Source organism: Oryzihumus leptocrescens, assembly GCF_006716205.1.
Lineage (GTDB): Bacteria > Actinomycetota > Actinomycetes > Actinomycetales > Dermatophilaceae > Oryzihumus > Oryzihumus leptocrescens.
The window spans coordinates 3,379,801-3,392,317 of record NZ_VFOQ01000001.1 but is presented as its reverse complement, the minus strand read 5'-3'; the positions used below and the strand labels follow the sequence as shown (position 1 = coordinate 3,392,317).

The following is a 12,517-nucleotide window of genomic DNA, read 5'->3' as shown; positions in this document are numbered from 1 at the left end:
CGAGACGTTCATGACCACGCCCCAGGCGCTGACGAGCGCCACCGTGACCGTCCGCTACTGGGCGGGCGCACGCGCGGCGGCCGGGGTCGACTCCGAGACCGTCGCGGGCACCACCGTGGGCGAGGTGCTCACGGACGTGGCGGCACGGCATACGGCGCTGGAGTCGGTCCTGAGGGTGGCCTCGATCCTGCTCGACGGGCGGCCCGCGGCCGCGGGGGACCCGCTGCCGGCGGGGGCCACGCTGGAGGTGCTCCCGCCATTCGCGGGCGGGTGATGTGACAATGACCTCCGTGTCCGAGGAAGCTGCCCACGAGCCGATGACGCGCCGTCAGCGGCGTGAGGCCGCGATGAGCAACACCGGACCCATCCCGCTGCCGCACTTCGTGCAGGAGGCCTACCGCCCGCTGGTCACCATCGTGGTGCTGGCCGGCTGCGCCCTGCTCGCGGTCAGCGGGTTCGCCGGCTCGGGCCTGGTCGCACTGACGCTGCTGCTTGGTGGCGGCATCCTCGCCTGGGGCTGGGCCGGCCTGCTGGCCCTGCCCAGCCCGCGCGGCACCATGGGCGTGCTGTGGTTCGGCAACCTCGCGCTGGTCGGCGCCGCGGTGGCCGTGACCGAGGAGCCCTACCTGCGCTGGCTGCCTGGCGCGCTGGCGCTGTCGCTGCTGGTCGCCTTCGTCCACCAGCTGGCTCGTCGCGACGGCCGGCCGCGCCTGGTCGAGTCGGTCGCCTCCACGGTCGCCGCGCTGGCGATCATGACCTCCGGCGCCTGCCTCGTGCCGCTGCCGTTCACCCTTGGCGGCGGGCACGTCGTGGCTGCCGCCTCCGGTGCGATCGGCGCCTCCGCGCTGACCGACCTGTGCGGCAAGTGGGAGCGGCTGCGGCCCTGGCTGCTGCCCCTGGCCATGGTCGGCGGTGGCCTGACCTCCGTGGCCTTCGTGACCCTGTCCGGCGGCTTCACCTGGGGCCCGGCCGCCCTGCTCGGCGTCGTTGCCGCCGGCGTCAGCCACGCGGTGCGGCGGCTGCTGGGCCACCAGCCCACGATGGCCGGCGCCCGGCCGCAGCTCGTCTCCGCGGTCGCCTCGCTGCTGACCCCCGGCGTCGTGGTCTACGTGGTCAGCCGCCTGTTCGTGGCCTGAGCGCCCTACGCCGAACGCCGGTGTCGTCGGCGGCCAGGCCCCTTCAGCCTGAGTCGGTGCTCACCGCCCTCCTGTCGCTGACCGCGTTGACCGGCACCACGGCATACGCGCTGGCCGTGCCCCGACGCCACGCCCTCGGCCTGGTGCTGGCGGCCTCCGGCGCCTGGCTGCTGGCCAACGGGCCGCTGGAAGGGCCGATCCTGTGGGCCCTCGACTCCCAGCATGGGCTGACGACCGCCGACCTGCTCGCGCCGGTGGCGCTGGGCGCCGTGGGCCTGCGACTGGCCGCTGCACGACGACCCGAGGCTGTCCGGGCACACCGCTGAGTCGAGTCACAGCCTGCGTTCCGCTGCGGCACAACGGTGCTGGACGCGGCCGGGACACGCGCCTAGCGTCGAGGCATGGACAAGCCGGTGCGCGAGATGACCGTCGCGGAGCTGGCCGACGAGCTGGAGCGCGGCCGCCGCGACTTCGAGGACGAGGTGTCGGCCCTGGGTGAGGACCTCATGGCCCGGCTCGCCGCTGACCAGCTGGCCATGCCGCGACGCAGGTACCTGGCGGTGGAGTCCGAGCTGCTCCGCCGCGGGAGCCCGACCTAGCGAGCGCTCCCGGTCATCAGCCCTTCAGGCAGTCGGCCTGTGCCCCCAGCTGCGCCAGCCCGGCCTTGTCGCCGGCACCCCACACCGCGGGCTTGTGGGTCAGCGTCGGGCTCATGATCTCGGTGCTGTCGGCCACGCTCGGGTGCGCCAGCCCCATGACGTGACCCAGCTCGTGCATGAGCAACTGCCCCTCCGTGCCCTGGATCCCGGTGTTCGGCCCGGCGCCGAAGCCCGGCGCCAGCAGCGTCTTCACGTCGGCGACGACGTAGCCGTGCTCCATGGCTGCTGCCGGGTTCCCGGCCTTGTCGACGTAGCCGGTGTGCCATTCGGCGCCGCCACGGGCCAGCTCGGTGGACCCCGCGGGCAGGTAGCTGCTGGCGCCGCGGGATGCCCAGGCGATCACGATCTGCGTGTTGGTCGGGTACTCGGCCAGCGTTGCCTGGGACGGCACAATGCCCGTCGTCCCGCGGTCGGCGAAGGCCAGCCCGGTGGCCTGGTGGATCTGCTCGAACGCCCCGCGCACGTCGGCCTGCACCGAGGCGGCCGCCGCGTCCGACAGGCCGGTGACGTTCACGGCATACCCGATGGTCCGCGGCGCCCGGTCGGAGGTGCAAGGGTTCCACCGGGCCAACGGCGCCGAGGCGTTGCCCTGCCGGGACAGGAACGCATAGGCCTTCGGGTTCGACACCGGCCTCGGTGCCACGGCGACGACCACCGGGCGGGTCGCCACGGCCACCCGGCCACCGCCGGCCAGCGCCATGAGGCGGTAGGTGAACTGCCCGGTGGTCCCGGTCGGCACGCGCAGGGAGAACCGGCCCGTGCCGGTGCGCACCCGGGTCGTCGTGGAGTGCCAGGCGCGGGAGTAGTAGCGCTGCAACACCACCGTGCGGGCCGTGGTGCCGCGGGTGACGCTGCCGCTCATGGTGGTCACCGAGCCGACCGTCACGCGGGTCGCACTGATCCCCCAGGACAGCGTGCTGCCGCCGAGCGCCCCGGCGGGGGCGGTGGACAGCATGAGCGCAGCCGCGGTGGCGAAGAGGGCCAGCACCGCGCGCAGGCGACGGGGGGACGTGAGCATGGGCGTGTCTTTCGCGGGAGAGCCGGGGTGACCGCCCATTCCAGGACCTCGCCGATCCCGACACACCGGAGATGTCCGGAAGATGGTCACAAGTGACTACCCAGTGACCAGCGAGATTTTCCCCTTTGGTTCGGAAATGGGACGAATGTCCAGGGTGCGGTGCCGGGACCGCTGTGGCCTCGGTGGCAGGCGTCAGTAGACGAGGGCCTGCGCGCCCTCGGCCATGACCTCCTCGACGAACGCCGCCGCGCCACGGATCTGCGCGCCAGCAACGAGGTCGGACTCGGAGAGCGACCGCCGCGCCGCGCACTGCGTGCACACCGTCACCCGACCCTCCGCGAGGAGGGCGTCACGCAGCTCGGCCAGCGACGCGGCATACGGCAGGTCGAAGGACTCGGCGCGCCCGGGCACGGCCAGCCAGCTGCCCTCCCCGGTCAGCCACAGGCTGACCGGCACCCCCGAGGCCAGCGCGGTCGTGGCCACGGTGAACGCCTGGGAGACGCGCTCGGCGTCCTCGACCCCGGCGGTGAGCTTGACGACGAGCGTGCGCGAGTGGGGCGACATGGGCCAAAGGCTACGATCTCCCCCGTGGAAGCCTTATACCCCAGCCTGTTGATCGCCAGCGCGCTCGTCATCACGTGGTTCTCCGGCTACGTGGTCTACAAGCTCGTCCGCAGCTCGCGCTGATGCCGTTCGAGATCCGCAGCGACCTCCCGCCGGAGCTGCTGCCCCTGGCCTGGATGATCGGTCGCTGGGAGGGTGCCGGCGTCGTCGGCTACCCCACGATCGAGTCGGTCAACTTCGGCCAGGAGGTCATCGTCAGCAACGACGGCCGCCCGTTCCTCGAGTGGCAGTCGCGCACCTGGCTGCTCAACGACGCCGGCGAGCAGGTGCGCCCCCTGGCCACCGAGCTCGGCTTCTGGCGCCCCGCCGGTGACGGCGAGGTCGAGCTGCTGCTGACGCACCCGACCGGGATCGTGGAGATGTACCACGGCACCGTCGAGCCGGCGAAGATCGAGGTCCGCACCGACGGCGTCATCCGCAGCCCCCTGGCCAAGGAGTACAACGCCGGCCACCGCCTCTACGGCCTGGTCGAGTCCCAGCTGATGTGGGCCATGGACATGGCCGCGGTGGGGCAGCCCCTGCAGAGCCACGCCTCGGCCCAGCTCAAGCGCGTCGAGTGACCGAGCCGGCGCACGTCGGCGACCGCACCCTGCGCTCCTCGGGCGGCATGAAGGCCTGGCGGCCGGCCCCGGGCTGACCCCACGCCGCGCGGGTAGGCTCGACGCCATGGTCGATGTCGGTGAGTCGCTGCGCGCCAAGGGCATGCGCATGACCCCGCAGCGGGAGCGGATCCTCGACGCGGTCCGCCGCCTGGGTCACGCCACACCCGACGCCATCGTCGAGGCGGTCGGCGCCGACGGGGGAGCGCCGCTGGCGCCCTCGACGGTCTACCGCAGCCTGGAGGTCCTCGAGGAGCTCGGCGTGGTCTCCCACACCCACCTCGACCACCGCTCGCCGACCTGGCACCTGGCCGACCACGCCGACCACCTGCACCTGGTCTGCATGGGCTGCGGCGCGACGATCGAGAGCGACGTGGAGCACGCGAGCGGGTTCGCCGGGAATCTTCTGGCCGCCCACGGCTTTGTCGCAGACATCAAACACATGGCGATCCACGGATGGTGTGAGCAGTGCTCGAAGCAACGTCAGCAGTGACGGCCAGCCCCCTGCTGGGCCGGCCCGGCGCCGTCGAGGCCGACGGCCCCGACGCCGGGGTCGCCGCCCACTACGGCGACCCGCTGCGCGAGCAGCGGCTCCTGCGCGAGGGCCTGGCCGTCGTCGACCTGTCCCACCGTGGCGTGGTCACCGTCACCGGCCCCGACCGGCTGTCGTGGCTGCACTCCCTGACCACCCAGCAGCTCGTCGGGCTCGCGCCGCGCCGGTCCACCGAGTCGCTGATCCTCAGCCCCAAGGGCCATATCGAGCACGACCTGCACCTCGTCGACGACGGCGAGACCACATGGATCACGGTCGAGCCGGGCACGTCCGCCGCCGTCGCCGGGTGGCTGGACTCCATGCGCTTCATGTTGCGGGTCGAGGTCGCCGACGTCACCGAGCGGTATGCCGTGCTCGGCGAGCCCGTGCGCGCCGAGTCCGTGGAGGGGGAGCCGCTGGCCTGGTGCGACCCGTGGCCGGACATCGTCGGCGACAGCACGGCATACAGCGCGGTCGAGCGGCACCCGGGTGCGGACCGCGCCTGGCGCGAGCTCATCGTGCCGCGGGAGTCGCTCGAGGCGGCCGTCGCGGACCGGCCGCTGGCCGGCGTGTGGGCCGCGGAGGCGCTGCGCGTCGAGGCGTGGCGGCCGCGGCTGGGCTACGAGACCGACCACCGCACCATCCCGCACGAGGTCGACTGGCTGCGCACGGCGGTGCACCTGCACAAGGGCTGCTACCGCGGGCAGGAGACCGTCGCGCGGGTGCACAACCTGGGCCGCCCGCCGCGCCGTCTGGTGTTCCTGCACGTCGACGGGTCCGGGCACACGCTCCCCGCCCGGGGCGCCGCCGTCTCGGTCGACGGCCGCGACATCGGCTTCGTCACCTCGGTGGCCCGCCACTTCGAGGACGGCCCGATCGCCCTGGCGCTGGTCAAGCGCAACGTGCCGGTCGACGCGACGCTGACCGTCGACGGCCTCGCCGCGGCGCAGGAGGTCATCGTCACCCCTTGACGGCTGGTTGGATGTGCCCATGGTTGGGACCCTCATCACCGTCGCGCCCACGGGCGCCGAGACGGCCAAAGCCGACTGCCCGCAGCTGCCGACGACCCTCGAGGAGCTCGTCGAGACCGCGATCGCCTGCGAGGCCGCGGGCGCGAGCCTGATCCACCTGCACATCCGCGACGCCGACCACCAGCCGACGCTCGACCACGGGCTGCTCAAGGCCTCGGTCGAGGCGCTGCGCGAGCAGACCTCGCTGGTCATCCAGCTCTCGACCGGCGGCAGCGTGCACGACCCGCTCGAGCAGCGCCTGACCGTGCTCGAGGCCGAGCCCGACTCGTGCAGCCTGACCTGCGGCACGACGAACTTCGGCGACGACGTCTTCCTCAACCCGTGGGGCTTCATGAACCAGCTCTACGTCCAGGCCCAGGAGCGAGAGGTCGTGCCCGAGTTCGAGCTGTTCGACCTCGGCCACGTGGCGGCCCTGCGCCGGCTCATCGACACACACGGCCTGCCCTACGGCGGCAAGGTCCACGTCGACTTCGTCACCGGCGTCCCGGGCGGTATGCCGGGCACCACCGCCGCGCTCATGGCCGGCGTCGCTGCCCTCCCGGAGGAGGTCACCTCGTGGTCGGCCACCGGCATCGGGCGCACGCACCTGCCGATCGCGGCGGCCGCGCTGAGTGCCGGCGGGCACCTGCGGGTCGGCATGGAGGACAACCTCGTCTACGCCAAGGGCCAGCCGGTCCAGCACAACCGCGAGCTGGTGGCCCGGGCGGCCGAGCTGGCGACCGTGATGCAGCGCCCGCCGCTGAGCACCGACCAGACCCGCCAGCTGCTCGGCATCAAGGACCGCCGCACCCGCTGAGGGTGGCCACACGGCATACCCGCTGTTTGCGCAAGTTGGGGCTGCCAGGAGGGCCGAAATCGGCCTCCTGAGCAGCCCCAACTTGCGCAAAGGTCCCTGTGCGCGGCGGCGGAAACCTTGACGCGACAACGGGTTCACCCAGAAGTTACTTGTGAGTAGCCTCACGCTAGCTCCGGGTTGCGCACTGCTAACTCCAGCAAGCACCATGGAGTCATGTCCAAGCTTCCCGCCGTGCAGCTGCCCGACCTGGGTGGCTACCTGCGCGAGCAGCGCCAGTCGGCCCAGCTGAGCCTGCGCCAGCTCGCGGACGTGGCGGGGATCAGCAACCCCTACCTCTCGCAGATCGAGCGGGGGCTGAAGAAGCCCAGCGCCGAGATCCTGCAGAGCCTGGCCAAGGCGCTGCGCATCTCCGCCGAGTCGCTCTACGTGCGCGCCGGGATCCTCGACGGCGACGCCGCCGACCACGACCGGCCCGTGCCGGACGTCCGCGCGGCGATCCACGCCGACCCCGGCCTCACCGACCGGCAGCGCCGGGTCCTGCTCGACGTCTACGAGTCGTTCGTCGGGGAGCCCGCGCCGGCCACCGGCGCCGCGAAGCGCACCCCCAAGCCCAAGACCACGAACCCGTCCACGAAGTAAGGGAGCACCTCATGGCACTCGTTGCCGACCTCCGCAAGACCGTCACCGACACCACCCCCGTCTACGCCGTCGTCGGCGCCACCGACCTCGCGGTCGAGAAGGTCCGCGAGGCCCGCACCAGGGCCGCCGCCCTGCGCGCCGAGCTCGGCGACTTCGACGTCACCGCTGTCCAGGGCAAGGCCGTCGAGACCGCCCAGCACGTGCCGGCGCTCGCCCTCAACCGCACCCTCGAGATCGCCGGCAAGGCACAGGAGTCCTACGACACCCTCGCCGAGCGCGGCCAGAAGCTCGTCACCCGCATCCGTGGCCAGAAGGCCACCCAGGACCTGCTGGCCCAGGCCGGCAACACCCTGGCCCTCGGCAAGGGCGCGGTCACCACGATCCGCAACGCCGCCACCGACACCGAGCGCGCCGTCAAGGCCACGCTGACCACGGGCCGCCGCGAGGCGACCGAGGCCGCCGAGACCGTCAAGACCTCGGCCAAGACCACCGGCACCACCACCAAGACCGCGGCGAAGAAGGCGACCAAGGCCACCAAGCCGGCCGCCAAGCGCGCCACCACCACGGCCACCAAGCGCGCCGCGACCGCCAAGTCGGCCACCAAGGCCGCCGCGACCAGCGCCGCCAAGACGGCCGAGGCCGCCGAGAAGGCCGTCGAGGCCGCCGCCGAGAAGGTCGGCGACTGACCTCACGCCTCACCACCCAGCACCACCGCCGCGGCCGGCGTCCCCATCCGGGGGCGCCGGCCGCGGCCTTCGTATGCCGGTCGATACAGTCGCGGGCGTGACCTCCCCCGCGCAGCCCGCCGTCCCCCTCGACGCCGCGCCGGTCGTGGCGCACCTGACCCGCTCCGGCTTCGTGGAGTCGGTCCACCACGGCAGCGTCATCGCCCTCGACGTCGCAGGGTCCGCGGTGGTCGACCTCGGCCCCACCGACGCGCCGTGCTTCCCCCGCTCCTCGAACAAGCCGGTCCAGGGCCTGGCCATGCTGCGCGCCGGGCTCGACCTCGACGGCGAGCTGCTCGCCCTCGCCTGCGCCAGCCACTCCGGTGAGGCGTTCCACCTCGAGGGCGCGCGACGCATCCTCGCCGGTGCCGGGCTGACCGAGGCCGACCTGCAGAACACCCCCGACCTGCCCTACGACGAGGTCGAGCGCAAGGCGTGGGTCGCCGCCGGGCGCGAGGCCACGCCGCTGGCGCAGAACTGCTCGGGCAAGCACGCCGCGATGCTGGCCACCTGCGTGCTCAACGGCTGGGACACCGCGACCTACCGCGACCCGGCCCACCCCCTCCAGCAGCTCATGGCGCAGACCCTGGAGGACCTCACCGGCGAGAAGGTCGCGGCCACCGGCATCGACGGCTGCGGCGCCCCGGTCATGGCGGTCAGCCTGCGGGGCCTGGCCCGCGCGTTCGGCACCCTGGCCAGCGCCCCGGAGGGGACGCTGGAGGCGAAGGTGAGCCGCGCGATACAGGCGCACCCGGAGTGGCTCGGCGGCACCCGCCGGGACGTCACCGCGCTGATCCGCGGCGTGCCCGGCCTCATCGCCAAGGACGGCGCCGAGAGCGTGTATGCCGTGGGCCTGGCCGACGGCTCGGCCGTCGCCCTCAAGATCGCCGACGGTGCGCAGCGGGCCCGGCCGGTCGTCATGGCGGCCGCGCTGCGCCGCCTCGGGGTCGAGGCCGAGGTCCTCGCCACGCTCGACCACGCCCCGGTCCTCGGCCACGGACAGCCGGTCGGCGAGCTCGCGGCCGTCGGGATCTGATGCGCGCGGTCCTGCAGCGGGTCACCCGCGCCTCCGTCGTCGTCGAGGGCGAGACGGTCGGCGCGATCGAGCGCCCCGGGCTGCTCGCGCTCGTGGCCGCCACCCACGACGACGGCCCAGCCGACGTGGAGAAGCTGGCCCGCAAGATCGCCGAGCTGCGGGTCCTGCGCGACGAGCAGTCCGTGCTCGACGCCGGGGCCCCGGTGCTGGTGGTCAGCCAGTTCACGCTCTACGCCGACACCCGCAAGGGCCGGCGCCCCTCGTGGAGCGCCGCCGCCCCCGGTGACGTCGCCGAGCCGCTCGTCGACGACCTCGTCGCGGCGCTGCGGGACAAGGGCATCGAGGTCGCCACCGGCCGGTTCGGGGCGATGATGGAGGTCAGCCTCGTCAACGACGGGCCGTTCACCCTCGTAGTGGACACCTGAGCACCGCCCGCGCCTTAGGCTGTCGCCATGTTCAACGCCATCGGGACCGCGCAGAGCCTGATCACGCTGGTGCTCGGGGTCATCGCCCTCGGCATGGAGGTCTTCGCGCTCGTCGACGCGCTGCGCCACCGCCCGGACGCCTACGTCGCCGCGGGCAAGCGCACCAAGAACCTCTGGGTCGCGGTCACCGCGGTCGCCGCGGTGCTCGGCTTCGTCTTCGTGTTCAACGTGCTGGGCTTCCTGTCGATCCTCGCGATCGTCGCCGCGGGCTTCTACCTCGCCGACGTGCGCCCCGCCCTGCGCCGGGTCACCGGCCGCGGCACCGGCAGCCACCAGGGCCCCTACGGCCCGTGGTGACCCCTCACCTGTGACCCTGTCCTCGTGAGCCTCGCCCCGCACCCCCCGCACACCTCCCTGCTCGACGGGCCCGACGGCGCCCTGGAGTACCTCCTCACCGGCTCCGGCGAGCCCACCACCGTCTTCGGCCACGGCCTCGCCGGCTCGATCGAGACCACCCGCCCGTTCGGGTCCGGCGTGGAGGGCACGCGCGCGTTCTTCCACTTCCGCGGCCACGGCGCCTCCGCCGCCCCCGAGACCGGCTGGACGTATGCCGCGCTGTCCGCCGAGCTGCGCGCCGTCGCCGACCACCTCGGCGCCACCCGGGCGCTCGGCGTGAGCATGGGTGCCGGCGCCCTGTGCCACCTGCTGGAGGAGACCCCCGACCGGTTCGAGCGGCTCGTCCTCGTCATGCCGGCCGTCATCGACCGGCCCCGCGACGACGAGGCGATCGACCGGCTCGTGGCCATGGCGGAGGAGGCCGACCACCGCGACGTCGAGGGCATGGCCCGGCTGCTGCTGCTCGACCAGCCCGAGGAGGTCCGCGACCAGCCGGCGGTGCGCCTGTGGTGCCGCCGCCAGGCGGCCACCCTGGTGGGCACCCCGGTGTCCCGCGCGCTGCGCGAGCTGCCGCACGGCATACCCATGGGTGACCGGGCCGCCCTGCGCACGGTGGCCGCCCCGACGCTGGTCCTCACCCAGGAGCACGACGCGGCGCACCCGGTCTGGGTGGCCGAGCAGCTGGCGGCCGAGCTGCCCGACGCCCGCCTCGAGGTGCTGCCCGCCGGGGGGATCATGTGGCGGCACCGGGCCCGGGTGCGGGACCTCATCGGTGGCTTCCTCAACGACGGGTGAGGGCCATAGGGCACAATCTGACGCCGAGACCATGACCGAGACGTTCCAGAGGGGACCCATGTCCAACACACGTAGCCGCGCCGACGAGGTGTTCGTCGCCGAGCGGCCGTGGGGCCAGTTCCAGCAGTTCGTGACCAACGAGGTGGTGACGGTCAAGATCATCACCGTCGAGCCCGGCCACCGCCTGTCCCTGCAGAAGCACGGCCACCGCGACGAGATGTGGCAGGTGCTCGACGTGCCGATCGACATCGAGGTCAACGACGAGAAGTGGGTCGCCCAGCCGGGGGAGCGCGTGTGGGTGCCGCAGGGAGCCACGCACCGCATGGGCAACAGCGGCACCGAGCCGGGTCGCCTGCTGGAGATCGCGTTCGGCGAGTTCGACGAGGCCGACATCGAGCGGCTGCACGACGACTACGCGCGCTGACCCGCGCTGACAGCGCTAGGGCCGGCGCGGCGCGACCGCGGACCAGGTCACGGTGACCTCACCGAGGCGCCACCGCGCCGGGCCGTCCAGCAGCGGCCAGCCCTCCTCGCGCATTTCGCCGACCGTCGCCAGCCAGCGCTGTCGCACCCCGTATGCCGCGTGCGGCGCCGAGCGCGCCCACGCGGCGTCCAGCGCGGCCAGGTAGTCGCGCACCGGCTCGCCGGCGACGTTGCGGTGGATCAGCGCCTTGGGCAGCCGCTCGGCGATGTCGGAGGGCCGCTCCAGGTCGGCCAGGCGCAGCGACAGCGACAGCGACACCGGCCCCTCGGCGGTCACCGCCACCCAGGTGGACCGGCGGCCCAGCTCGTCGCAGGTGCCGTCGACCAGCAGCCCGTGCGGGGCCAGCCGCTCGCACACCGTGGCCCACGCCCCGGCGACCTGGTCCTCGTCGTACTGCCGCAGCACGTTGAAGGCCCGGACCACCACCGGCCGCGCCCCGCGCTCGAGCGGCACCTCGAAGCCGCCGAGCCGGAAGCTGAGCCCCTCCCGCTCCAGCGGCCGGCCCGCCTCCACCCGCGCCGGGTCGATCTCGATGCCGACGACCTGCACGTCCGGGCGGACCGCGCGGAGCCGCTCGTGCAGCTCCACTGCGGTGACCGGGGACGCGCCATAGCCGAGGTCGACCACCACCGGCGGGGTGGCCGAGCGCCGCAGCCGCCACGCCTGCGGCCCGGCCAGCCAGCGGTCGACCCGGCGCAGCCGGTTGGGGTTGGTCGTGCCCCGGGTGATGGTGCCGACCGGTCGCCTCGCTGCCACGCCCCGCAGGGTATGCCGTGCCCCGCACCCAGCCACACGACATACCGCTGCCGGTGGCGGCCGGGAGTGCACAGGTGGGTGAAATAGGGTGACGCGGTGGCCAGGGGTGTGGGCGTGCGGAGCAGGAGCACGGTGCTGCTCACCGTGGTCCTGCTCGCGCTGGCCGCCCTCGGGGTGACCCGGCTGGCGCCCGTGCTCGACAAGCCCGACCACGGCGTGGTCGACATCAAGCCCGGCCTGCTCAGCGCCCACCTGCCGGTGCGTGGGGAGGTCACGCTGGGCCAGGGCCTGACCGTCTCGATGTACTCCGACGGGATCCGCGTCCAGCGCCAGACCGCCACGCTGTTCCAGACGGTGCGCATCGCCGCGCCGGTCACCGCGGGATTCGGCACCGTGACGCGCACCCGGGACGGCTGGCAGGAGCACGTCACCGGCACCGTCGACCACATCCGGTTCACCTCGGTCGACCTCAGCCGGGCGGGGGCGACCTTCCACGGCGTCGCGTTCGACGACACCCACACGATGCCGGCGACGATCTCGGCCCGCCGCGTCGGCGACAAGGTCGAGCTGACCTTCCGCATCGAGGGCGCCGACCTGCTCGTGCTGCACACCTGGCGCCACCCCGGCACCCGCGGGCTGACCCCCCGGCTGCCGGCCGCCGACCTGGGCGGCAGCGCCTGGTGGTTCCGGCCCGCCACCGCGCCGGTCGAGCCCGCGCTCGCCACCGGTCTGGGCAGCCTCGCCGCGATCGACAGCCCCGCCCCGACCGCGATCGACCTGCGCCACGACGGCCGCGGCGAAATACATGTGTGGTCCTCCACGTTCCGACTGACGGTCTGGTGAGGCGCGGCCGCTGACGGTGCCGC

At 73.6% G+C, this 12,517-nt stretch carries 19 protein-coding genes; 16 read left to right on the top strand and 3 right to left on the bottom strand.

All coding sequences use genetic code 11. The annotated features are described in order from the left end of the window. Positions 1-10 precede the first annotated feature (10 nt). The 4 genes from FB474_RS16090 (at position 11) to FB474_RS16075 (ending at position 1,735) form a co-directional block, all read left to right on the top strand. A complete protein-coding gene (locus FB474_RS16090) occupies positions 11-274 on the top strand; it encodes a MoaD/ThiS family protein (RefSeq protein WP_141789565.1) in 264 nt (87 codons plus the stop codon). Positions 275-290: 16 nt separating this feature from the next. Continuing rightward, entirely contained in the window at positions 291-1,136 is an 846-nt protein-coding gene (locus tag FB474_RS16085; RefSeq protein ID WP_141789564.1) for a hypothetical protein, read from the top strand. Between the two features lie 56 nt (positions 1,137-1,192). After that, positions 1,193-1,462 carry a hypothetical protein gene (locus tag FB474_RS16080; RefSeq protein ID WP_141789563.1) on the top strand — a complete coding sequence of 90 codons (270 nt, stop codon included), beginning with the start codon at positions 1,193-1,195 and terminating at the stop codon, positions 1,460-1,462. Between the two features lie 75 nt (positions 1,463-1,537). Then, entirely contained in the window at positions 1,538-1,735 is a 198-nt protein-coding gene (locus FB474_RS16075; RefSeq protein WP_141789562.1) for a hypothetical protein, read from the top strand. A 16-nt stretch (positions 1,736-1,751) separates the two neighbouring features. Here the strand turns inward: FB474_RS16075 and FB474_RS16070 are convergent, their stop codons facing one another. Both FB474_RS16070 and FB474_RS16065 read right to left on the bottom strand, forming a co-directional pair. Further along, positions 1,752-2,813: a hypothetical protein gene (locus tag FB474_RS16070; protein ID WP_141789561.1), complete on the bottom strand. Its 1,062-nt coding sequence runs from the start codon at positions 2,811-2,813 to the stop codon at positions 1,752-1,754. A gap of 192 nt (positions 2,814-3,005) precedes the next feature. Then, entirely contained in the window at positions 3,006-3,377 is a 372-nt protein-coding gene (locus FB474_RS16065; RefSeq protein ID WP_141789560.1) for a DsrE family protein, read from the bottom strand. A gap of 122 nt (positions 3,378-3,499) precedes the next feature. Here FB474_RS16065 and FB474_RS16060 point away from each other — a divergent pair, with 122 nt between their 5' ends. The 11 genes from FB474_RS16060 (at position 3,500) to FB474_RS16010 (ending at position 10,835) form a co-directional block, all read left to right on the top strand. Further along, the gene (locus tag FB474_RS16060) at positions 3,500-3,997 is read left to right on the top strand and encodes a heme-binding beta-barrel domain-containing protein (protein WP_141789559.1); all 498 of its coding nucleotides are present in this window, start codon (positions 3,500-3,502) and stop codon (positions 3,995-3,997) included. Between the two features lie 106 nt (positions 3,998-4,103). After that, complete coding sequence (locus FB474_RS16055) at positions 4,104-4,529, top strand: Fur family transcriptional regulator (protein ID WP_141789558.1); 426 nt, start codon at positions 4,104-4,106, stop codon at positions 4,527-4,529. Continuing rightward, the gene (gene ygfZ / locus FB474_RS16050; RefSeq protein ID WP_246092227.1) at positions 4,505-5,539 is read left to right on the top strand and encodes a CAF17-like 4Fe-4S cluster assembly/insertion protein YgfZ; all 1,035 of its coding nucleotides are present in this window, start codon (positions 4,505-4,507) and stop codon (positions 5,537-5,539) included. The genes FB474_RS16055 and ygfZ overlap by 25 nt, the downstream gene beginning before the upstream one ends. Before the next feature lie 19 nt (positions 5,540-5,558). Next, positions 5,559-6,395, top strand: a complete 837-nt coding sequence (locus FB474_RS16045) for a beta-keto acid cleavage family enzyme (protein ID WP_141789556.1) — start codon at positions 5,559-5,561, stop codon at positions 6,393-6,395. Between the two features lie 213 nt (positions 6,396-6,608). After that, positions 6,609-7,034 (top strand): helix-turn-helix domain-containing protein, encoded by a 426-nt coding sequence (locus tag FB474_RS16040; RefSeq protein WP_141789555.1) that lies wholly within the window; start codon positions 6,609-6,611, stop codon positions 7,032-7,034. An 11-nt stretch (positions 7,035-7,045) separates the two neighbouring features. Further along, the gene (locus tag FB474_RS16035) at positions 7,046-7,720 is read left to right on the top strand and encodes a hypothetical protein (RefSeq protein ID WP_141789554.1); all 675 of its coding nucleotides are present in this window, start codon (positions 7,046-7,048) and stop codon (positions 7,718-7,720) included. A 97-nt stretch (positions 7,721-7,817) separates the two neighbouring features. After that, a complete protein-coding gene (locus FB474_RS16030; protein ID WP_246092226.1) occupies positions 7,818-8,795 on the top strand; it encodes an asparaginase in 978 nt (325 codons plus the stop codon). After that, positions 8,795-9,220 carry a D-aminoacyl-tRNA deacylase gene (dtd, locus tag FB474_RS16025; RefSeq protein ID WP_141789552.1) on the top strand — a complete coding sequence of 142 codons (426 nt, stop codon included), beginning with the start codon at positions 8,795-8,797 and terminating at the stop codon, positions 9,218-9,220. Before FB474_RS16030 ends, dtd begins: the two co-directional genes overlap by 1 nt. Positions 9,221-9,247: 27 nt before the next feature. Then, entirely contained in the window at positions 9,248-9,577 is a 330-nt protein-coding gene (locus FB474_RS16020; protein WP_141789551.1) for a DUF2516 family protein, read from the top strand. Between the two features lie 24 nt (positions 9,578-9,601). Next, positions 9,602-10,411, top strand: coding sequence for an alpha/beta fold hydrolase (locus FB474_RS16015; RefSeq protein ID WP_246092225.1), 810 nt, complete (start codon positions 9,602-9,604; stop codon positions 10,409-10,411). Positions 10,412-10,469: 58 nt separating this feature from the next. Next, positions 10,470-10,835: a phosphomannose isomerase type II C-terminal cupin domain gene (locus tag FB474_RS16010; RefSeq protein ID WP_141789550.1), complete on the top strand. Its 366-nt coding sequence runs from the start codon at positions 10,470-10,472 to the stop codon at positions 10,833-10,835. A gap of 15 nt (positions 10,836-10,850) precedes the next feature. Here the strand turns inward: FB474_RS16010 and FB474_RS16005 are convergent, their stop codons facing one another. Further along, a complete protein-coding gene (locus tag FB474_RS16005) occupies positions 10,851-11,651 on the bottom strand; it encodes a class I SAM-dependent methyltransferase (protein ID WP_141789549.1) in 801 nt (266 codons plus the stop codon). Between the two features lie 114 nt (positions 11,652-11,765). Here FB474_RS16005 and FB474_RS16000 point away from each other — a divergent pair, with 114 nt between their 5' ends. Next, positions 11,766-12,494, top strand: a complete 729-nt coding sequence (locus FB474_RS16000) for a hypothetical protein (protein ID WP_141789548.1) — start codon at positions 11,766-11,768, stop codon at positions 12,492-12,494. The last annotated feature ends 23 nt before the right edge of the window (positions 12,495-12,517 follow it).